The organism is Streptomyces sp. MK7, assembly GCF_032658145.1.
Lineage (GTDB): Bacteria > Actinomycetota > Actinomycetes > Streptomycetales > Streptomycetaceae > Streptomyces > Streptomyces spiralis.
The window spans coordinates 32,130-53,079 of the sequence record NZ_JAVACL010000043.1 but is presented as its reverse complement, the minus strand read 5'-3'; the positions used below and the strand labels follow the sequence as shown (position 1 = coordinate 53,079).

At 72.9% G+C, this 20,950-nt stretch carries 15 protein-coding genes and 2 pseudogenes; 12 read left to right on the top strand and 5 right to left on the bottom strand.

Annotated elements, in window-relative coordinates; genetic code table 11:
• Window positions 1-140: 140 nt before the first annotated feature.
• A complete protein-coding gene (locus R2S09_RS32470) occupies window positions 141-1,187 on the bottom strand; it encodes a LacI family DNA-binding transcriptional regulator (RefSeq protein ID WP_306191685.1) in 1,047 nt (348 codons plus the stop codon).
• Window positions 1,188-1,423: 236 nt separating this feature from the next.
• On the opposite strand from R2S09_RS32470, the gene R2S09_RS32465 reads away from it, so the two are divergent.
• The 7 genes and pseudogenes from R2S09_RS32465 to R2S09_RS32435 all read left to right on the top strand — a co-directional run bounded on the left by R2S09_RS32465 (window position 1,424) and on the right by R2S09_RS32435 (window position 11,575).
• Window positions 1,424-2,716, top strand: coding sequence for a sugar ABC transporter substrate-binding protein (locus R2S09_RS32465; RefSeq protein WP_306191686.1), 1,293 nt, complete (start codon window positions 1,424-1,426; stop codon window positions 2,714-2,716).
• A gap of 6 nt (window positions 2,717-2,722) precedes the next feature.
• On the top strand, window positions 2,723-3,664 hold the full coding sequence (locus tag R2S09_RS32460; RefSeq protein WP_306191687.1) for a carbohydrate ABC transporter permease: 942 nt from the start codon (window positions 2,723-2,725) through the stop codon (window positions 3,662-3,664).
• A complete protein-coding gene (locus tag R2S09_RS32455) occupies window positions 3,661-4,566 on the top strand; it encodes a carbohydrate ABC transporter permease (RefSeq protein ID WP_306191688.1) in 906 nt (301 codons plus the stop codon). The genes R2S09_RS32460 and R2S09_RS32455 overlap by 4 nt, the downstream gene beginning before the upstream one ends.
• Window positions 4,567-4,630: 64 nt before the next feature.
• Window positions 4,631-5,887, top strand: a complete 1,257-nt coding sequence (locus R2S09_RS32450) for a cellulase family glycosylhydrolase (RefSeq protein WP_316744882.1) — start codon at window positions 4,631-4,633, stop codon at window positions 5,885-5,887.
• A pseudogene (locus tag R2S09_RS32445) lies at window positions 5,884-7,927 on the top strand (endo-beta-N-acetylglucosaminidase). Before R2S09_RS32450 ends, R2S09_RS32445 begins: the two are co-directional and overlap by 4 nt.
• A 59-nt stretch (window positions 7,928-7,986) precedes the next feature.
• On the top strand, window positions 7,987-11,007 hold the full coding sequence (locus R2S09_RS32440) for a glycoside hydrolase family 38 C-terminal domain-containing protein (RefSeq protein WP_316744880.1): 3,021 nt from the start codon (window positions 7,987-7,989) through the stop codon (window positions 11,005-11,007).
• Window positions 11,008-11,107: 100 nt separating this feature from the next.
• Entirely contained in the window at window positions 11,108-11,575 is a 468-nt protein-coding gene (locus tag R2S09_RS32435) for a DUF4231 domain-containing protein (protein ID WP_306191692.1), read from the top strand.
• Window positions 11,576-11,603: 28 nt separating this feature from the next.
• On the opposite strand, the gene R2S09_RS32430 is transcribed toward R2S09_RS32435, so the two are convergent.
• Window positions 11,604-12,299 (bottom strand): FCD domain-containing protein, encoded by a 696-nt coding sequence (locus R2S09_RS32430; RefSeq protein ID WP_316744891.1) that lies wholly within the window; start codon window positions 12,297-12,299, stop codon window positions 11,604-11,606.
• A gap of 211 nt (window positions 12,300-12,510) precedes the next feature.
• Between R2S09_RS32430 and R2S09_RS32425 the strand changes: the two are divergent.
• From R2S09_RS32425 to R2S09_RS32415, 3 genes and pseudogenes are all read left to right on the top strand, one after another.
• Window positions 12,511-12,747: pseudogene (locus R2S09_RS32425) on the top strand (fuconate dehydratase); the annotation flags it as partial.
• 140 nt (window positions 12,748-12,887) lie between these two features.
• Window positions 12,888-13,643 (top strand): SDR family oxidoreductase, encoded by a 756-nt coding sequence (locus R2S09_RS32420; protein WP_316744878.1) that lies wholly within the window; start codon window positions 12,888-12,890, stop codon window positions 13,641-13,643.
• Entirely contained in the window at window positions 13,640-14,629 is a 990-nt protein-coding gene (locus tag R2S09_RS32415) for an aldo/keto reductase (RefSeq protein WP_316744876.1), read from the top strand. Before R2S09_RS32420 ends, R2S09_RS32415 begins: the two co-directional genes overlap by 4 nt.
• 269 nt (window positions 14,630-14,898) lie before the next feature.
• On the opposite strand, the gene R2S09_RS32410 is transcribed toward R2S09_RS32415, so the two are convergent.
• On the bottom strand, window positions 14,899-16,323 hold the full coding sequence (locus R2S09_RS32410) for a lipase maturation factor family protein (RefSeq protein ID WP_316744874.1): 1,425 nt from the start codon (window positions 16,321-16,323) through the stop codon (window positions 14,899-14,901).
• Window positions 16,324-16,434: 111 nt separating this feature from the next.
• On the opposite strand from R2S09_RS32410, the gene R2S09_RS32405 reads away from it, so the two are divergent.
• Complete coding sequence (locus tag R2S09_RS32405) at window positions 16,435-18,540, top strand: SpoIIE family protein phosphatase (RefSeq protein WP_316744872.1); 2,106 nt, start codon at window positions 16,435-16,437, stop codon at window positions 18,538-18,540.
• A gap of 52 nt (window positions 18,541-18,592) precedes the next feature.
• Window positions 18,593-19,456: an Fpg/Nei family DNA glycosylase gene (locus R2S09_RS32400; protein WP_306191699.1), complete on the top strand. Its 864-nt coding sequence runs from the start codon at window positions 18,593-18,595 to the stop codon at window positions 19,454-19,456.
• Window positions 19,457-19,463: 7 nt separating this feature from the next.
• On the opposite strand, the gene R2S09_RS32395 is transcribed toward R2S09_RS32400, so the two are convergent.
• The gene (locus R2S09_RS32395) at window positions 19,464-20,114 is read right to left on the bottom strand and encodes a zf-HC2 domain-containing protein (RefSeq protein WP_306191700.1); all 651 of its coding nucleotides are present in this window, start codon (window positions 20,112-20,114) and stop codon (window positions 19,464-19,466) included.
• Window positions 20,115-20,292: 178 nt separating this feature from the next.
• Window positions 20,293-20,805 (bottom strand): hypothetical protein, encoded by a 513-nt coding sequence (locus R2S09_RS32390; RefSeq protein ID WP_306191701.1) that lies wholly within the window; start codon window positions 20,803-20,805, stop codon window positions 20,293-20,295.
• Between the last annotated feature and the right edge of the window lie 145 nt (window positions 20,806-20,950).

Below are 20,950 nucleotides of genomic sequence, written 5' to 3'. Positions count from 1 at the left end.
TGAGGCAGACGCCTTGCGTCGGCGGTGCCGCGTGGGGTGTCCGCGCGGCGCGAGCACCCGGCACGTAGCTGTGTCGGACACGGTGGCGGTGCCCGTCGCACGGTGGGCACCCCGCGCCGGGGCGCGCGGCCCCGTGAGTTTCACGCGTCCCGCGCCGCCCCCGTGCTCTCCCGTTCGATCAGGCGGGGCACCGGCACCCGGACCGTGCGGGCCGGGCCGCCGTCCAGCAGGGCGGTGAGCTCACGGGCCGCCGTGCGGCCGAACTCCATGCTGTCCCGGGACAGGGCCGACAGCCACGGCCTGACCATGCGGCACAGGGCGGAGTCCTCCCAGGACACCACCGACACGTCCGCCGGGACCGAGAAGCCGAGTTCGGCCGCGACGGCGACACCGGCCAGGGCCATCACGTCGTTGTCGTAGATCAGGGCCGTCGGGGGAGCGGCCGAGCGCAGGACCTCGCGGGTGACGGCGGCGCCCTCGGCGTCCGAGTAGTCGGTGGTCACCGACTCCACCCCGGTCAGTCCACGGCGCTCGGCCTCGGCGCGCAGCGTGCGGATGCGGCGCTCGGTGTGGGCGAGGCCCGCCAGCCCGGCGATGTGCACGATCCGCCGGTGGCCGAGCCCGTACAGCCCGTCCACCACCGACGCCATCGCGCCCGCGTCGTCCGCCCACACCGTGGACAGCCCGGGGTGCCGCTCGTCCGGGGCGCCGCCGATCACCACGGCGGGCAGGCCCAGTTCGTCGAGCAGGCCCGGACGCGGATCGTCGGTGCGCGGGTCCACCACCAGCACGCCGTCGACCCGGTGCTCGGCCCACCATCTGCGGTACACCGCACACTCGTCGGCGACGTCCTCCACCACCTGGAACAACAGGCCCAGATGGCGCTCCGCGAGCACCTCCTGAATGCCCGAGACCAGTTGCAGGAAGAAGGAGTCCACGCCGAGCGTGTCCGCGGGGCGGGCCAGTACGAAGCCGACCGTGGCCGCGCCCTCCCCGGACAGCGCGCGGGCCGCCGTACTGGGCCGCCAGCCCAGCTGTTCGGCGACCCGGCGCACCCGGGCGCGGGTCGCCTCCGACACCCCGGGCCGGTCGTTGAGCGCGAAGGAGACGGCGCTCTCCGAGACACCGGCGCGGCGCGCGATGTCCTTCATGGTCGGCCGGCGTGCCGGGGACCGCTTGGCCGGCATGTTCCCCCTCATTTCTCAGCGGTGATGCGGTGGAGCGGTGATCGCTAAAGCGCTTGAGTGCCAGCACCCTAAAGCGCATTAGTCGCGGCTGGCAAGCCCTATCCGTGGCGTCAGTGACCTGCACTAATGTTCTTCCGATCACTTTAGCGGCGCCGAATCCATTGACTTTCCGTTAACCCGGCATGCATGGTCACTGCCGACACCCGTCACCGACGCCGCAAGGGAGCCGTGTCACCGTGCCCATATCCCGCAGAGCACTCGCCGCCGCCGCTTTCACCGCCCTCGTCCTGCCGCTGAGCGCCTGCGGCTCGGGCGGCGACGGCGGCGGCTCGACGGACGCCTCCGGCAAGGTCGAGGGCGACATCACCTTCCAGACCTGGAACCTGCGTGCCAACTTCAAGGACTACTTCGAGGGCCTGGTCGCCGACTTCGAGAAGAAGTACCCCGGCACCCATGTGAAGTGGGTGGACCAGCCCGCCGAGGGCTACGCCGACAAGATCAGTGCGGACGCGGCCGGCGGCACCCTGCCCGACGTCGTCAACGTCTCCCCGGACCTGGTCGCCCCGCTCGCCAAGGCGGGCCTCGCGATGGACCTGGACAAGGCCGCCGCCCAGTACAAGGCGGAGTACCTGCCCGGCGCCTGGGCCGGCCACCGGATCCCCGGCATGACCGGCACGTACGCCTTCCCCTGGTACCTCAACACCGGCCCGCTGTTCTACAACAAGACCCTGTTCGAGAAGGCCGGGCTCGACCCGAACAAGCCGCCGAAGACCTACGACGAGCTCTTCACCGACGCCCTGCGGATGGCGGACAAGTCCGGCGGCAAGGTCGCCACCCTCGCCAACATCCCCACCATCGAGGACTTCGGCCGCTACGGCGTCCCCCTGATGAACAAGGAAGGCACCGCCTTCACCTTCAACGACCCCAAGGGCGTCGAACTCCTCACCAAGTACAAGCAGTTGTACGACGCCAAGGCCCTCGACCCGCAGGCGCTGACCGCCACCCCCGAGTCGTCCGGGAAGAAGTTCCTCACCGGCGCCGTCGCCATGAACCCCGGCAGCGCCCTGGACCTGGACAACTTCAAGAAGCAGGCGCCGAACCTGTACAAGAACATCGGCATCACCGACCAGATCACCAGCACCGGCCACGTCAACATGTACGTGATGGGCCTGATGGTGAACGCGAGGACCAAGCACACGCCCGCCGCGGTCGCCTTCGCGCACTACGTCACCGACGCCGAGCACCAGATGTCGTTCGCCAAGAAGGTCGCCATCTTCCCGAGCACCGCCGGCTCCCTCGACGACCCGTACTTCACCAAGGAGGACGGCACCGACGAGACCCGGGTGCGCATCGCCGCCGCCAAGTCGCTGAAGAACGCGGTCAACTACACGCCCGTCCTGTTCAGCGACCAGATGAAGACCGCGCTGCGCAACGAGGTCGCCAAGGCGCTCCAGGGCAAGCAGAGCCCCAAGGCAGCTCTTGACAACGCTGTCAAAGCCTGTGACCAGCTTCTGAAGCAGCAGGGGTAACGCACCATGGCCACCTCGACCGTCTCCCGGACGCGCCCGTCGCGTCCGGCCCGGCATCCCGGGCGCCCGGCGAACCGGGTGCGGCGTCAGCTTCCCACCAGCCCCTGGCTGTTCGCCGCCCCCGGACTGCTGGTCACCGGCGCCTTCATCCTCTACCCGTTCGCCTCCACGGTGATCAGCGCCTTCACCGACCGCCGCACCCTCATCCCGGGCCGGTTCGTCGGGCTCGCCAACTTCCGTGAGCTGCTGCACGACGACATGTTCTGGACCGGGCTGCGCAACAGCGCGCTGTACGTCCTCGGCGTCGTCCCGGCGCTGGTGATCCTGCCGCTGCTGCTCGCCCTGCTGGTGCAGAAGAACGTCCCCGGCATCACCTTCTTCCGGTCCGCCTTCTACACCCCGGTCGTCGCCTCGATCGTCGTGGTCGGCCTGATCTGGGTGTGGCTGCTGGACGAGCGCGGCCTGGTGAACTCGCTGCTGGAGACGGTCGGGGTGGGCAAGGTCGGCTTCCTCAGCGACCAGTGGCTGCTCCTGCTGAGCGCCATGGCCGTCACGGTCTGGAGGGGTCTCGGCTACTACATGATCATCTACCTGGCGGCGCTCGCCAACGTGCCCCGCGAGCTGCACGAGGCCGCCGCCGTGGACGGAGCGGGCGCGGTGCGCCGCTTCCTCACCGTCACCGTCCCGGCCGTCCGCTCCACCATGGTCCTGGTCGCCGCCCTCGCCTCGGTCTCCGCCTTCAAGGTGTTCTCCGAGGTGTACCTGATGGCCGGCCCGAGCGGAGGCCCGGCCGGTGAGGACACCACCCTGGTGATGCTCGTGCAGCGCACCGGCACCGGCCTGACCGGCCGGGTCGGCTACGCCTCCGCCATCTCGCTGGTCGTCTTCGTCGTCACCGTCGTGCTGATGCTGCTCGTCCTGCGCGCCGACCGCAGGGAGGACTCGTGAGCCTCGTCCAGAAGACCCCGGCCACCAGGACCCCGGCCCCTGCCCGGCGGCCCCGCTTCACCGGCGACAACGGCCGCCGCATCCGGGCGTGGGAACTGACCCTGCGCTACGTGCTGCTGCTCGCCGTCCTCGCCCTGACCGTCGGGCCGTTCCTGTGGCAGCTGTCCACCTCGCTCAAGGGGCCGACCGAGGACATCTTCAGCTCCCCGCCGAAGTTCCTGCCCAGCCACCCCACCCTGCACAACTACGAGCGGGTGTCCCAGACCATCCCGGTCTGGGACTACGCCCTGAACTCGCTGAAGGTCGCCACGGCCAACGTGGTCACCAACTGCGTCGGCTCCGCCCTCGCCGGCTACGCCCTGGCCCGGCTGCGCTACCGGGGCCGCCGCGCGACCACCGTCGTCTTCGTCCTCGCCATGCTCGTGCCCGCGGAGAGCATCGTCATCGCCCAGTTCACCACTATGCGCGACCTCGGCCTGAACAACACGCTCCTCGGCGTGGTCCTGCCCGGCGCCGTCGCCGCCATGAACGTCCTGCTGATGCGCAACGCCTTCCTCAACCTGCCCTACGAGATCGAGGAGGCCGCCTACGTCGACGGCGCCGATGTCTGGCAGCGGTTCCTGCGCATCGCCCTGCCGTCGGTCAAGGGCACCCTCGCCGTCGTGGCGATCTTCGCCTTCATGGGCGCCTGGGACGACTTCCTGTGGCCGCTGATCGTGCTCAGCGACCCCTCCAAGTTCACCCTGACCATCGGCCTCAACTACCTCCACGGCACCTTCGCCAACGACGAACGCCTCGTCGCCGCCGGCACGATCATCGCCGTGGCCCCGCTGATCGCGCTCTTCGCCTGCCTCCAGCGCTACTTCTTCCGCGGTGTCGGCGAGGGCGCGGTCAAGGGCTGACCACCGAGAACCGCCCGGCCGTCAGCAGGGCCGGTCCCCGTACTCCCACCCGCAAGGACCCCGCATGCCTTCTGCCGTGCGCTTCGGCGTCAACTACACCCCGAGCCAGGGGTGGTTCCACCACTGGCTCGACTTCGACCTCGACGCCGTCCGCGCCGACCTGGACTCCATCGCCGAACTCGGCCTGGACCACATCCGGGTCTTCCCCCTGTGGCCCTACTTCCAGCCCGACCGCGCCCTGATCCGCCCCCGCGCCGTGGAACAGCTCGTCCAGCTCGTCGACGCCGCCGCCGAACGCGGACTCGACGTCAACGTGGACGGTCTGCAAGGACACCTGTCCAGCTTCGACTTCCTGCCGGCCTGGACCCGCACCTGGCACCGGCGCAACCTGTTCACCGACCCCGAGGTGCTCGACGGCCAGGCCGCCTACCTGCACGCCCTGGCCGCCGCCCTCGCCGACCGCCCCAACTTCCTCGGCATGACGCTCGGCAACGAGGTCAACCAGTTCTCCGCCGGCCCCCACCCCGACCCCGACCGGGCCACCGCCGACCAGATCGACGCCTGGCTGGAGCGCATGCTCGCCGCCTGCGAGAAGGGCGCCCCCGGCAAGCTGCACCTGCACGCCGAGTACGACGCCACCTGGTACCAGGACGACATGCCCTTCACCCCGGCCCAGGCCGCCCGGCACGGCGCCCTCACGGCCGTCCACTCCTGGGTGTTCAACGGCACCGCCCAGCGCCACGGCCGCAGCTCCGTCCCCACCGAGCACCACGCCGCGTATCTGATCGAGCTGAGCAAGGCCTGGGCCGGCGACCCGCACCGTCCGGTCTGGCTCCAGGAGGTCGGCGCCCCCGCACCCCTCGTCCCCGCCGAGCACGCCGCCGCGTTCACCGAGGCCACCGTCGCGGGAGCCCTGGACTGCCCCGACCTGTGGGGCATCACCTGGTGGTGCTCGCACGACGTCTCCCGCGAGCTGGCCGACTTCCCCGAACTCGAGTACACACTCGGCCTGCTCACCAACGACCGCGAACCCAAGGACATCGCCCGTACCCTGGCCCGCGCGGCCCGCGGCCACAGCTACGCCCCGGCCCCGCGCACCACCGCCCTCGCCGTCCCCGCCGACCCGGCCGCCCGCTCCCGCTGCGCGCCCGGCGGCGACGTCTTCGAGGCCTTCTTCCGGCTGACCGCGGACGGCGCCCGTCCCACCACCGTCCTCGACACCCGGGCATCCGACCGGGACCACCTCGCCGCCCGCGGTATCACCGAAGTCGTCACGTCCGACCAGGTACTCCCCACTTCGCAAGGAGGCACCCGCACGTGAACCCGAAGCCCACCAGACGCACCGTCCTGATCGCCGGCGCCGCGGCCGCGTTCCTGCCCGCGCTGCCCGCGCCGCCCGCCCGGGCCGCCGAGAGCGCCCCGAAGACGACGGCCGCGCTCCAGCCGTACGCCTCCTATTGGTACCCGGACTCCCTGCCCGCCGGCAGCCCGGGTCCCGGCATCACCTGGCGCAGCCTGAAGACGTGGCGCGCCGCCACCGACCCCGACCTCGCCTTCAACGCCTCCTCCGTCCCGCTCGCCCGCCGCTTCACTCCGGCCCCCGCCAACACCACCGCCCGCACCGGACAGGCCCGGATCCAGTCCCTGGTCTCCTTCGGACCCACCTCCTCCAACCCCTCCCAGGGCTCGGCCACCGCCGACACCTACGCCCTCACGCACTGGGCGTACATCGACGAGCTGGTGTTCTGGGGCGGCTCGGCCGGGGAGGGCCTGATCCTGGCCCCGAACGCCCCCGTCGTGGACGCGGCCCACCGGCACGGCGTCCCCGTCCTCGGCAACGTCTTCCTGCCGCCCGCCGCCTACGGCGGACAGCTGCGGTGGACCCGTGACCTGGTGCAGAAGGACCCCTCCGGCCACCACCTGCTCGCGGCGCAACTGGTCGCGGTCGCGGCGGCGTACGGCTTCGACGGCTGGTTCGTCAACGCCGAGACCGGCGGCGGCGACAGCACGCTCGGCGCGGACATGCTGGGCTTCGTACGCGAGCTCGAGCAGCTGTCCGCGGCCAAGGGGCAGCGGGTGACCTGGTACGACGCGATGACCGTGGACGGCTCGGTGAGCTGGCAGGGCGCGCTGGACAGCCGTAACCAGGAATTCTTCCAGGCCGCCGACGACATGTTCGTCGACTTCCGCTGGAGCCGGGAATCGCTCGCCTCCTCGGCGGACAGGGCCGCACAACTGGGACGCGACCCCTACGAGTTGTGGGCCGGGGTGGACGTGGAGTCGAACGGGTCGAACACATCCGTGGACTGGGACGCGATCGTGCCCACCGACCGGCAGCACGTCACCTCGGTCGGCTTCTACCGCCCCGAGTGGACCCGAAACCACCTGCCCGCCGGGCACACCCCGGAGGACTTCCACGCCGCCGACGACCGGTTCTGGACCGGCCGCTCCCTCGATCCGTCCCGGCCCGACCCGGCCGACGGCTGGCGGGCGCCCGCCGTGTCCGTCGCGGACCGGTCGACGGTCGCCTCGCTGCCGTTCGCGAGCACGTTCAACACCGGGCACGGGCTGCGCTGGTACGAGGACGGCGAGGTCACCTCCGGCGCCCCGTGGAACCATCTCGGCCTCCAGGACCGGCTGCCGTCCCGGCGCTGGGTGGTGCGCACGGACGGGCAGCGGCCCGCCGTCCGCTTCGACTTCGCCGACGCCTGGCGCGGCGGCGGCAGCGTGCTGGTGGACGGCGCGCTCGACCGGCCCGCCGTGCTCGACCTGTACGCGACCCGGCTGCCGATCGGCCCGGACACGGTCGTCGAGCTGACCCACCGCGCGGAGGCGGGCGCCGCCCGGGCCGAGCTGGCCGCGGCGACCGCCGAGCCGGACGAGGCCGGGGCGGCACCGCCGTACACGTACATCCCCCTGCCGGCCGGCACCGGCGATGCCTGGCGGACCTCGACGGTCCGGCTCACCGGCCTGTCCGGGACCGTGCACGCGATCGGCGTCCGGCTGACCGCGACCGGTGACGGCGGGCCGGTGCGCTGGCGGCTCGGCCGCCTCGCCGTCCACGACCGCACCGGCACCGGCGCCCCGGCCACCCCCTCCGGGCCGCGGATCACCGCGGCCTCCGGGGGGCGACCTGCGCCTGGCCTGGAACCATCCGGCGCCCGGCACGGTACGCCACTACACCGTGCACCGCGTGCTGCCCGACGGCACCCGCCGCTTCCTCGGCGGCACCTGCCAGCGGGCGTACTTCGCCGGCGGCCTGACACCCGCCGCGGGCGAGCGGGCCGTACGGTTCGAAGTGCGCGCGGTGGGGGAGCTGTACACCGCGTCGGCCCCCGCGACCGTCACCCACCCCTGGTAGCCCTCCGCCGCCCCACCCACTGATCCACCCACTGACGTACGACCCACGGAGCACCCCTCATGCATGACGACCGCAGCCTGGTCGAAGCCCGCCTAAAGCGCGTACTCGACGAGCGCATCCGCCCCGCCGTGTACCCCGAGTCCGTCCCCCTCCGGGTCGCGGTGTGGCACGCGCCCGGCGAGCCCGTGCCGGTGGCCGAGGGACTGGCCGCCGAGCCGGAGCCGATCGAGGTGGGCGCCAGCTGGGGTGCTCCATGGGGCACCAGCTGGTTCCGGGTGACCGGGACCGTGCCGCAGGAGTGGGCCGGGCGGACCGTCGAGGCCCTCCTCGACCTCGGTTTCGACGAGAACATGCCCGGCTTTCAGTGCGAGGGCCTGGTCCACCGGCCCGACGGCACCCCCGTGAAGGGCCTCAACCCGCGCAACCAGTGGGTCCGGATCGGCGGGCCCGTCGCGGGCGGCGAGGAGGTGCGGCTGCACATCGAGGCCGCGTCCAACCCGGTCATCCTCGACTACCACCCCTTCCTGCCCACGCGGCTCGGCGACAAGGAGACCGCGGGCAGCGAGCCCCAGTACACGCTGACCCGCATGGACCTCGCGGTCTTCGACGAGACCGTGTGGCAGCTGGTCATCGACCTGGAGGTGCTGGGTGAGCTGATGGCCGAGCTGCCGGTGGACTCCCAGCGCCGGTACGAGATCCTGCGCGCGGTGGACCGGGCGCTCGACGCCGTCGACCTCCAGGACGTGAACGGCACCGCCGAACAGGCCCGCGCACGGCTCACCGGCGTGCTCGCCGCGCCCGCCGTGCCCTCCGCGCACCGCATCAGCGCGGTCGGGCACGCGCACATCGACTCGGCGTGGCTGTGGCCGTTGCGCGAGACCGTGCGCAAGGTCGCCCGTACGACGTCCAACATGACCGCCCTGCTGGAGGACGAGCCGGACTTCGTCTTCGCCATGTCGCAGGCGCAGCAGTGGGCGTGGATCAAGGAGCACCGGCCCGAGGTGTGGGCGCGGGTGAAGAAGGCGGTCGCGGACGGGCGGTTCGTGCCGGCCGGCGGGATGTGGGTGGAGTCCGACACCAACATGCCCGGCTCGGAGGCGATGGCCCGGCAGTTCGTGCACGGCAAGCGGTTCTTCCTGGACGAGTTCGGCATCGAGAACGACGAGGCCTGGCTGCCCGACACCTTCGGCTTCGCCGCCGGGCTGCCGCAGATCATCAGGGCGGCCGGCTCCACCCGGCTGCTGACGCAGAAGATCTCCTGGTCGCAGACGAACAAGTTCCCGCACCACACCTTCCAGTGGGAAGGCATCGACGGCACCCGGATCTTCACGCACTTCCCGCCGGTCGACACCTACAACTGCTCCATGAAGGGCAGCGAGATCGCCCACGCGGCCCGCAACTTCAAGGACAAGGGCGTCGCGCGGCACTCGCTCGCACCCACCGGCTGGGGCGACGGAGGCGGCGGCACCACCCGTGAGATGGTCGCCAAGGCGGCCAGGCTGCGCGACCTGGAAGGGTCCGCGCAGGTGGTGTGGGAGACCCCGCGGGCCTTCTTCGACAAGGCCGAGGCCGAGTACCCCGAACCGCCCGTGTGGGTCGGCGAGCTGTACCTGGAGCTGCACCGCGCCACCCTGACCAGCCAGGCCAGGACCAAGCAGGGCAACCGGCGCAGCGAGCACCTGCTCCGGGAGGCGGAGCTGTGGGCGGCGACGGCGGCCGTACGGACCGGATTCCCCTACCCGTACGAGGAGCTGGACCGGATCTGGAAGACGGTGCTGCTGCACCAGTTCCACGACATCCTGCCCGGCTCGTCCATCGCCTGGGTGCACCGCGAGGCCCGGGCGACGTACGAGCGGATCGCCGCGGAGCTGACCGCGATCATCGAGACGGCCCAGCGCGCGCTGGCGGGCGAGGGCGCCACACCGCTCGTCTTCAACGCGGCCCCGCACGCCCGCGCGGGCGTCCCGGCCGGCGGCGCCGCCGCGCCGGCCGCCGGGGGCCGGACGCGCCTGACGCCCCGCGAGGGCGGCGGACACGTCCTGGACAACGGCCTGCTGCGGATCGGGATCGACGCCCGCGGCCTGGTCGTCTCGGCGTACGACGTGGAGGCCGACCGGGAGACGATCGCCCCGGGCCGGGCCGCGAACCTCCTCCAGCTGCACCCGGACTTCCCGAACATGTGGGACGCCTGGGACGTGGACGAGTTCTACCGCAACACCGTCACCGATCTGACGGACACGGACTCGGTGACGGCCGGCGAGGACGGCGCCTCGGTGCGGATCGTACGGTCCTTCGGGGCCTCCCGGGTCACCCAGGTGCTGTCGCTGGCCGCGGGGGAGCGGCGGCTGGTGGTGGACACGGAGGTGGACTGGCACGAGACGGAGAAGTTCCTCAAGCTCGCCTTCCCGCTGGACGTGCACGCCGAACGGTACGCGTCGGAGACCCAGTTCGGGCACTTCCACCGGCCCACCCACACCAACACCTCGTGGGAGGCGGCCAAGTTCGAGGCCTGCAACCACCGGTTCGTGCACCTGGAGGAGCCGGGCTGGGGCGTGGCGATCGTCAACGACTCGACGTACGGCCACGACGTGACCCGTACCGTCCGCACCGACGGTGACCGGGGCACCACGACCACGGTCCGGGTGTCGCTGCTGCGCGCCCCGCGCTTCCCCGACCCCGAGACCGACCAGGGCGTCCACCGCTTCCGGCACGCCCTGGTGCCGGGCGCGGACATCGGCGACGCGGTCCGTGAGGGCTGGCGCGTCAACGTGCCCGAGCGGCGGCTGACCGGTGCCGGGGAGGTCGCGCCGCTGGTGACGGTGGACGAGGACGCGGTGGTCGTGACGGCGGTGAAACTGGCCGACGACGGCAGCGGCGACGTGGTGGTCCGCTTCCACGAGGCCCACGGCGGACGGACCAGGGCCACGCTGACGGCGGGCTTCGAGGTCGCGGACGTCACGGTGACGGACCTCCTGGAGCGGCCCCTGGCCGGCTCCACGGCACCGGAGCGGGACGGCGGCCGGATCGCGGTGCGGCTGCGGCCGTTCGAGCTGGTGACACTGCGGCTGCGCCGCGCCTGAGCCGGTCGGACAGGCCTTCGGGGAGCGCGGCACGGCCCTCGGCCGCCGCGCCGCGCTCCCCGGCCTTTGCGCGCACGGCCCCGGCCGCGATGATGGGGCGATGCGACGAAGAAGGGTCCCCGATCAGTCCTGGGCCTCCGAGCCGGACCCCCTGCTGGCCCTGACCCGCCGGGAGTTGGAGTTCTACGCGCGCTCCTGCGACCGCGCCCGCGGGCTGCACCATGTCACGGAGCTGGGTGCGCTCGGCACCACCTCGGTGACGGTCGTCGCCGCCGGGCTGCACGCGCCCGCCTGGCTGACCGCGCTGATCGCGGGCGGAGCCGTCTTCTTCACCGGCATGCGGCAGCTGTACAGCCCCGGTTCACGCTGGGTGCTGGCGGCGCAGGCGCGGGAGACGCTGCGCCGGGCCCTGGACCGCTACCTCCTGCTGCCGGAGTCCGAACGCGACGCGGCGGCCCGGCAGGCCCTGCAGAGCGTGCTCGAGGAGGTGGGCGCCAACGAGCTGCGGGAGTGGTCGCAGACGCAGGGACAGCGACCGGAACCGTCCTTGCCGGCCCCCGGTTCCTGAGCGCGGCGGCGGGACGGCCCCGCAGCCGTCATGACTGCGCCACCCGCGCGCGCAGCCACTCCTCCACCTCGCCCACGTGTGCGGCCGCCGCCGCCCGGGCCGCCTCCGGGTCGCGGGCGGTCAACGCCCGGAAGACGGCGGCGTGTTCGCGCCGGGTGCGGGCGATGGCACCCTCCTCCTGGTAGCCGCGCCAGACCCGGGCGCGGAAGGTGCGCGAGGACAGGCCCTCCAGGATGGCGGCCATGGTCTCGTTGCCCCCGGCCGCCGCGATCTCCCGGTGGAAGGCGAGGTCGTGGGCGAGGATCTCCTCGAGGTCGTCGGTGGCGTCCATCGCCGCCAGGTGTTTCCCGACCACGGCCAGCCGGTCCGGGGTGATCCGCGCCGCCGCCAGCGCGGTCGCCGTCGATTCCAGGATCCGCCGCACCTCCAGCAGCTCCACCAGGCGCGGGCCGCGGGTCAGATCGGCCACGACGCCGAACGTCTCCAGCAGATCGCCGGCCTCCAGCCGGGTGACGTAGATGCCGGAGCCGTGCCGGGCCTCCAGCACGCCCAGCACCGTGAGGGCGCGGATGGCCTCGCGCATCGAGCTGCGGGAGATGCCCAGTCGGGCGGCGAGATCACGCTCGGTCGGCAGCCGCTGCCCCGGCTCCAGCAGACCGTCGGCGATCATCCCCTTGATCCGCTCGATGGCGCGCTGGGTCACCGTGCCCTTCCGCGGAGCGATCGCCGAGGCGCCGGCCTCCGCCGCCGTCTGCCGCACCGGCCCGGTCGGGATCTCCGCCACGCCAATCCTCCTGTCGCCGTGCGCGGCAGTCTAGTCACCGGCATGGTCCGACCACTATGGCGAGAATGGGGGAAACGTTGGCGCCAGAGGGTGTTGTGGGCGCCAAGTGGTCTGATAACTATGCGGGCAACCGCCCGACCGAAAGGCCATCGTGTCCCCGACACCCGAGCGCATCACCGCGGCAGACACCCACGACATCCGCTTTCCCGCCTCGCGCGAGCTCGACGGCTCCGACGCGATGAACCCGGACCCCGACTGCTCGGGGGCCCGTGTCGTGCTGCGCACCGACGCCTCGGACGGCCTGGACGGACACGGCTTCGCCTTGACCATCGGGCGCGGCAAGGACGTCCAGGTCGCCCCGATCCACGCACTGCGCCACCACGTGGTGCGCAGCCATTGCACGGCGCCCGCCGTCCCGGGCTTCTCGGCCGCCGTGCGGCCGGAGTCCGCCGCCCGCTGCACCTGCCCCGGCGGCACCTTCCGGGACGCCGAGTCCGACCCGCGGCAGCCGCAGAAGGGACAGACCGCATGAGCGACTTCGCCGGACTCAGGGCGCTGGTGACGGGCGGTGCCTCCGGCATCGGCCGGGCCACCGCCGGGCTCCTCGCCGAGCGGGGAGCCCGGGTCGCCGTCCTCGACCTGGACCCGTCGTCCGTGGACGAGCCGCTGCTCGCCTTCCGCGCCGACGTGACGGACGACGCCGTGCTGCGCGAGGCCGTCGCGGCGGCCGTCACCGAGCTCGGCGGACTCGACGTCCTGGTCAACAACGCGGGCATCGGCGCCCAGGGCACCGTCGAGGACAACGACGACGAGGAGTGGCACCGCGTCTTCGACGTCAACGTCCTCGGCATGGTCCGCACGGCCCGCGCCGCCCTCCCGCACCTGCGCGAGTCGCGGCACGCGGCGATCGTCAACACCTGCTCGATCGCGGCCACGGCCGGCCTGCCCCGGCGGGCGCTGTACAGCGCCACCAAGGGCGCCGTGTACTCCCTCACCCTCGCCATGGCCGCCGACCACGTCCGCGAGGGCATCCGCGTCAACTGCGTCAACCCCGGCACCGTGGACACCCCGTGGGTCGGCCGTCTGCTGGACGCCGCCCCCGACCCGGCCGCCGAACGCGCGGCCCTCCAGGCCCGTCAGCCCGCCGGCCGCCTGGTGGCGGCCGCCGAGGTCGCGGGCGCCATCGCCTACCTGGCGAGCCCGCTGTCCGGCGCGACCACCGGCACCGCACTCGCCGTCGACGGAGGCATGCAGGGCCTGCGGCCGAGCCCGGCGGACCGGTGACCCGCCTGGGCCGCGGCGGCGCCGAGATCAGCCCGCTGGGCTTCGGCGCCGCCGCGATCGGCAACCTGCACCGCGAGGTCGGGGAGGAGCAGGCGTACGAGACCGTGGACGCGGCCTGGCAGCACGGCATCCGCTACTTCGACACGGCCCCGCACTACGGCCTCGGCCTGTCCGAGCGCCGCCTCGGCGCGGCCCTGCGCACCCGTCCCCGGTCGGCGTACACGCTGTCCACGAAGGTCGGCCGTCGGCTGGAGCCCACGGACCGCGGCGGCGACGACCTCGCCCAGGGCTTCGCCGTGCCCGCCACCCACCGCCGCGTGTGGGACTTCAGCGCGGACGGTGTCCGCCGGGGCCTGGAGCAGAGCCTGGCACGGCTGGGCCTGGACCGCGTGGATGTCGTCTACCTCCACGACCCCGACGACCACGCCGAGCAGGCCTTCCGCGAGGGTTACCCGGCGCTGGAGGAGCTGCGCTCGGAGGGGGTGGTCGGCGCGATCGGGGCGGGCATGAACCAGTCGCGGATGCTGACCCGCTTCGTGAAGGACACCGACGTGGACGTGGTGCTGTGCGCCGGCCGCTACACGCTGCTCGACCAGAGCGCGCTGGCCGACCTGCTGCCCGCCGCCGCGGAGCGAGGCGTGCCGGTGGTGATCGGCGGCGCCTTCAACTCGGGCGTCCTCGCGGACCCGAGGCCGGACGCCACCTACGACTACGCGCGGGCGCCCGCCGAACCGCTCGACCGCGCACTGCGCATGAAGGGGCTCGCCGACCGCCACGGCGTCACCCTGCGCGCCGCGGCCCTGGCCTTCTGCTCCGCCCACCCGGCGGTGGCGAGCGTCCTGAGCGGTGCGCGCTCGGCCGCCGAAGTACGCGACTGCGCCGAGCAGTTCGCGACCCCCGTCCCCGCCGCTTTCTGGCGGGAGCTGCGGGAGACGGGGCTGCTGCCCGCCGAAGCGCCCGTCCCCGCCGAGGAGGGGCCCCGATGAGACTCTCACCGAGAACCGGGACGACGGCCGCGCCGGGAGCCGCTCGACCTGCGCGCCTACGCGGACGTGGTCCTCGAAGCCTCGGCCCGCGCCGCCTGATGTACGGCTCCGACTGGCCGGTCCGCACCCTCGCGGGGGACTGTTCCGGCGTCCTCACCACCGCCCAGGGCCTGACCGCCGTCCTGAGCGAGCCCGAACGCACGGAGATCTTCGAGGGAACGGCCACCCGCCGTCCACGGACTGTGAGCCGGTGACCCGGCCGGCCCCGGTCAGGGCCTCTCGGCGGCCTCCGCCAGCCGCACCGGCGGCAGAAACTCCCGCACGTAGGTCCGGTCCCAGCAGGCGCCCGTCTCGCGCAGCTCCCGCCACGACGTGTAGCGGTAGCGGAACAGGCGGGCGCGGACGTAGAGCGGGGGGCGGTCGGGCGGGAAGGGGGAGCGGCGCAGCAGCCGGAGGGTGTCGCGGTCGTTCTCCAGGAGCCGTTCCACCAGGGCGCCGAACCAGGCACCGGCGTACGCCGGGGACAGCGCCACGAACCACATCAGCCAGTCCAGCCGCAAGTGGTACGGCGCGAACTGGCGCGGCCAGTGCCGCGGGTCCCCCGGCTTGCCCCTGAACTCGTACTCCCGCCACTCCGCGTCCTCGGGCGGCCCGTCGTCCAGCGTGCCCTCGACCACCACCTCGTAGCGGGCGCGGCTGATGCTGCCGAACGCGCCGTAGGTGTTGACCAGGTGCAGCGGGTCGAAGGAGCGGTTCATGACCTGGCTCCGGGAGATCATGTTCACCACCGGGCGGTAGCTCAGGGCCACCACGAGCACGGCGACGGCCAGGACCACCACCTGGTACCAGAGCGGGGCCGCGGGCACGGACGCCGGAGCGTGCCCCGGCCACTGGACGGCCGACAGGGCCAGCACGATCGTGATCCAGTTCAGCCAGGCGAAGTTGCCCGAGAGCACCAGCCACAGCTGGGTGACGATCATCAGCGCCGCCCCGGCCGTGGCGACCGGCTGCGGGGTGAACAGCAGGAACGGCACCAGCAGTTGTGTGACGTGGTTGGCGGCGACCTCGGCCCGGTGCAGCGGCGCCGGCAGATGGTGGAAGAACCAGCTCAGCGGGCCCGGCATCGGCTGTGTCTCATGGTGGTAGTCCAGGCAGGTCAGCTTCCGCCAGCACTCGTCGCCCCGCAGCTTGATCAGCCCGGCGCCGAACTCGACACGGAAGAGGATCCAGCGCAGCAGGAACAGCACCACGATCGGCGGGGCCACCTCGTCGTTGCCCAGGAACACCGCGAGGAAGCCGGTCTCCAGCAGCAGCGACTCCCACCCGAAGCCGTACCAGGTCTGCCCGACGTTGACGATCGACAGATACAGCGCCCACGGCACCAGCCACAGCAGCATGCCGCCCCACAGCGGAAGCCATGAGTCCAGCCCCGCGAGCAGGGCGGCCGACACGGCGCACCCGGCCCACGCGACCGCCGCGAACAGAGGGTCGGAGTAGCGCCAGTGGAACAGGCTCGGCGCCCGCCGGAACGGCACCCGCTCGACGAACCGGGGGATCGGCAGCATGCCGCGCTCGCCGAGCAGCGCCCGGAACTGCAGGGCGGCCGTCAGGAAGGCCACGAGGTACACGGCGGCCAGGGCCCGCTGGAAGACCAGCCGGCTCAGCCAGTAGTCGGGTGCGATGAACCATCCCACGGCCCTGCACGCTCCTCTCCTCCATGGTGCCGCCGCCAGTCCTCGGCTCCGGGGCTCCGGCTACCCCTCTCCCAGCTCGAAGAATCGGACAAACCCTGGCAAGGTGGCCCCATGGCTGAACGGGGAGCGCGCGCCCTGTCACTGCCGGACGACTGGCCCGTCCACCCGGACCCGATCCTGGCTCTCCACCGCATGGGAACCTTCGACTGGGACCTGGACACGGGTCTGTGCAGCCTGGACGCCACGGCCTACCGGATCTTCGACATCACCCCCGAGGAGTACGACGGCCACCCCGAGAGCCTGGGCTGCCGCGTCCCCGCCGGCGAGGGACAGCGGCTGGACGCCCTGGTGGCCCGTGCCATGAAGGACGGCAGCGAGCACTACGGCACCTACGTCCGCCTGCGCCTGCGCGACGGCTCCCTGCGCTGGGCCTACACCCAGGGCTGCATCCGCCGCGACGAGAGCGGCCGCCCCCGCCGGATCATCGGGATCGTCCGGGACGCCACCGAGGAGCTCGACGACAGCGCCGGCCGCGCACAGCGGCAGGCCCTGGACGCCGCCCGGCGCGAGCAGACCAACGTCGTCCAGGCGACCACCGCCGCCCTCGCCCACGCGCGCACCGTCCAGGACGTCATCGACGTCGTCAAGGACAGCCACGGCCTGGCCCTCCTCGGCTCCACCAGCCTGGTCCTTGGCCTGGTCGAGGCCGGCCGGATCCGGCTCGTCGCCGAAGGACCGGAGGGCACCTCCGTACCGGGCACCCGCGTCACCCGGATCGACGAGCCCTACCCGATGAGCGAGGCGGTGCGCACCCTCAGACCCCGCTTCATCGAGTCCGCGGAGGAGTTCGCCGCGTGCTATCCCGTCCTGTGGCCGCACATCACCTGCCTGGACATCACCTCGGCCGCCTATCTGCCGCTGATCGCCCAGGCCCGTCCCATCGGCGGCATGGGTCTGCTCTACAGCGGCCGCCACGGCTTCTCCCAGGACGAGCGCAACGTCCTGGTCGCCCTCGGCAGCAGCATCGCGCAGAGCCTGCAACGGGCCATGCTCTACGAACAGGAGAAGGACCTCGCCCAGAGCCTTCAGCAGGCCATGCTGCCGCGCGCCATCCCCGGCGTGCCCGGCGCCGACGTCGCCGTCCGCTACCGCTCCGGCTACGCCGGCGGCTCCCTCGGCCGGGACATCGGCGGCGACTGGTACGACCTGATCCCGCTGCCTGGGGGTACCCCCTCTGGGGGAGGCCGGGTCGGCGCCGTCATCGGCGATGTGCAGGGCCACGACACGCACGCCGCCGCCGTCATGGGCCAGCTGCGCATCGTGCTGCGCGCCTACGCAGCCGAGGGCCACACCCCGGCCACCGTGATGGCCCGGGCCTCGACCTTCCTGCACGAGCTCGACACCGACCGCTTCGCGACCTGCCTGTACGCGGAGGCCGACCTGTCCACCGGCGTCGTCCAGATGGTGCGCGCCGGCCACATCGACCCGCTGGTACGGCTCGGCGACGGCAGCTGCCGCCGGGTCGCCGTCGACGGCGGCCTGCCGCTCGGCCTGTCCGCGGAGTTCGGCAGACTGGAGTACCCGGTCTGCGCCATGGAGCTCGACCCCGGGCACACCCTGGTGCTGTGCACCGACGGCCTCGTCGAAGTGCCCGGCGCCGATCTCGACGACGGCATGCGGGCCCTCGCGGCGTCCATCGCCGCGGGGCCCGAGGACGTACGGGACCTCGCCGACCGGCTGATCGAGATGGCCGAGAAGCGCGGCGGCGACGACGACGTGGCGCTGCTGGTGCTGCGCCGCCGCGCGCTGTCCGAGCGGCAGCCCGTGGGCCGTCTCCAGCAGCACGTGGCGCCCGGCGACCCGGAGGCCCTGACCCGGGCCCGGCACATGGTCCGCGCCACGGTCCGCTCCTGGGGCGCCCGGGAGCGCTCCGACGAGATCGAACTGGTGGTCGGCGAACTGATCACCAACGTCCTGCTGCACACCGAGGGCGCGGCGATCCTCACCCTGCGGGAGCTCAGGGGCAGCGACCGGCGGCTGCGGGTGGAGGTCGAGGACTCCTCCAGCGCCCTGCCGCGCCGCCGGGAGCCGGGGGAGGAGGGCGTGTCGGGCCGCGGTCTGCTGCTCGTCGACCGGCTCACCGACGTGTGGGGTGTGGAGGCGCGGGGCGGCGGCAAGTGCCTGTGGTGCGAGTTCGTGGTGCCGGAGAGCGCCTGAGCCGCCCCGCGCGGCGCGTGGCGCCGCCGGTGCCGGGTGGCACCCTGGAGGCATGCCGGAACTGCCCGAGGTGGAAGCGCTCAAGGACTTCCTGACCGAGAACCTGGTCGGTCACGAGATCGTCCGCGTGCTGCCCGTCGCGATCAGCGTCCTGAAGACCTACGACCCTCCCCTCGGCGCCCTGGAGGGCCGCGAGGTCACCGCCGTCGCCCGGCACGGCAAGTTCCTGGACCTGGTGACCGGCGGCGGCCCGCACCTGGTCACCCATCTGGCCCGCGGCGGCTGGCTCCAGTGGAAGGACCGGCTGCCCGACGGCCCGCCCCGGCCGGGAAAGGGCCCGCTGGCCCTGCGGGTCGCGCTGGAGACCGGTGCGGGCTTCGACCTCACCGAGGCCGGTACCCAGAAGCGGCTCGCGGTGTACGTCGTACGGGATCCGCGGGAGGTGCCGGGCGTGGCCCGGCTCGGCCCCGACCCGCTGGCCGGCGACTTCGACGAGGAGCGCTTCGCCGGGCTGCTGGCGGGGGAGCGGCGCCGGATCAAGGGCGCGCTGCGCGACCAGAGCCTGATCGCGGGTGTGGGCAACGCCTACAGCGACGAGATCCTGCACGCGGCGAGGATGTCCCCGTACAAGCTGGCCGCCTCCCTGACGCCGGAGGAGACCGGACGGCTGTACGAGGCGCTGCGCTCCACCCTGACCGAGGCGGTCGAGCGCTCCCGGGGCCTGGCGGCCGGCCGGCTGAAGGCGGAGAAGAAGAGCGGTCTGCGGGTGCACGGCCGCACCGGGGAGCCCTGCCCGGTGTGCGGGGACACCATCCGCGAGGTGTCCTTCAGCGACTCCTCGTTGCAGTACTGCCCGACCTGCCAGACGGGCGGCAAGCCCCTGGCGGACCGCCGGCTGTCCAGGCTGCTCAAGTAGCCGGAGCTCAGGTCGGATCGAGTGTCACCAGGTGCCTTCCGTCCGCGGTGCGCACCTCGAAGCGGGCGATCTGGCCGGGATGCAGCGCCGCGCCGCCCATCACGGTGTCCGGCCGGTCCTGGTGGGAGGGGACCATCCAGGTGGTCACCGTCTGCTCGGAGCCGTCCCGGCCCACGGCGACGAGCAGGCAGGAGTGCGGCCCCGCCGCGTCCTCGACCCGCAACCGCACCTCGCTGCCCCACTCCGCGTCCGCCGCCCTGACCTCGGCCCACACCCCCGTCGTCGCGTCGGTCGCGGCGACCCGCACCGGCCCGTCCCCGTGCCGGGCGAGGACCGCGGCCGCCGGCCCGCCGACGGCGAGCACCACGGAGGCGGCCAGGCCGTACAGCAGGCGACGGCGCCCGGCCCGGTGCCGCCGCGCCGCCTCGCCGACCAGCCGCTCCAGCAGCCGGGGACCGGGCTGGGCCATGGGATGCACGAAGCGCGGCGTGGCCCGCCGGTACAGCAGCAACTGCCGCGCCGTGGGGCCGAACTCGGTCACCTGCGCCGAACAGCTGGGGCACTCCATGAGGTGGTCCTCGAAGCGGAAGGCCTCCGCCTCGTCCAGCACGCCGAGCGCGTAAGCGCCGACGTCGCGATGCCTTTCCAGGGACCTCATGCCGAATCCTCGCGGTGGGTGCGGGTGGGGTTACTCGTTGCTCCCACCCGTACGCACCGCAGTCCCGAATCACTCAAGGCGCGCACCGAATCGTAATCAAGGGATTCGGAGCGGCCGGGGCCGCGGATTGGTCCGATCCCGGCACTGGCCGGAAAAGGTGCCCGGAGCGCGTCCCCGGCTAGAAAAGATGGATCGCGAGGTGTCCCAGGGGCAGTCCCAGCCGCCAGGCCGGCGTCCACACCTTCGGCCCCTCGTCCTCGCTCACCGCGCCCGCCCCGCCCGGCACCGCGTCCAGGTCGGGTGCGAGCAGTTCGGTCTCCTCCAGCCACCGCCAGGCGGCCTCGGCCAGCGCCAGGTCCGGCGGGCGGACGCCGCGGGCGTGCGCGTCGGCCGCGAGGTCGGCCATCCGCTCGCGCACCCAGTCCTCCCACGGCTGGTCGTACGCGGTCAGGGACAGCCACGTCTCCAGCTGCGAGACCACCCGGATGCCGCAGAGCTCGCCGCCGGTGTCGGACAGGAAGACGGTCAGTGCCAGCGCGTCCCGCCCGGCGCGGAACTCCACGGACGCCGGCGGCATCAGATCGCCGGTGCGCAGCAGTTCGTCGGCGATGTACTCGGCGTACAACCAGGCCATGGGGACGACCAGTTCACCGCCGTCGCCGTCCGTGCTCTCTTGACCTCTGTGCAGCATCCCTTCCTGCCTTCCTCCGGTGCGTGCGCGTCGCCCGACCCCGGCTCCTGGGACAGGCCCATCCGGAACACGGATGAGAACAGCCGATTACTCAACAGTGGTCCACAGCAAGGCGCTTTACGGAGGTTTGACCCGGCGGTCGGTT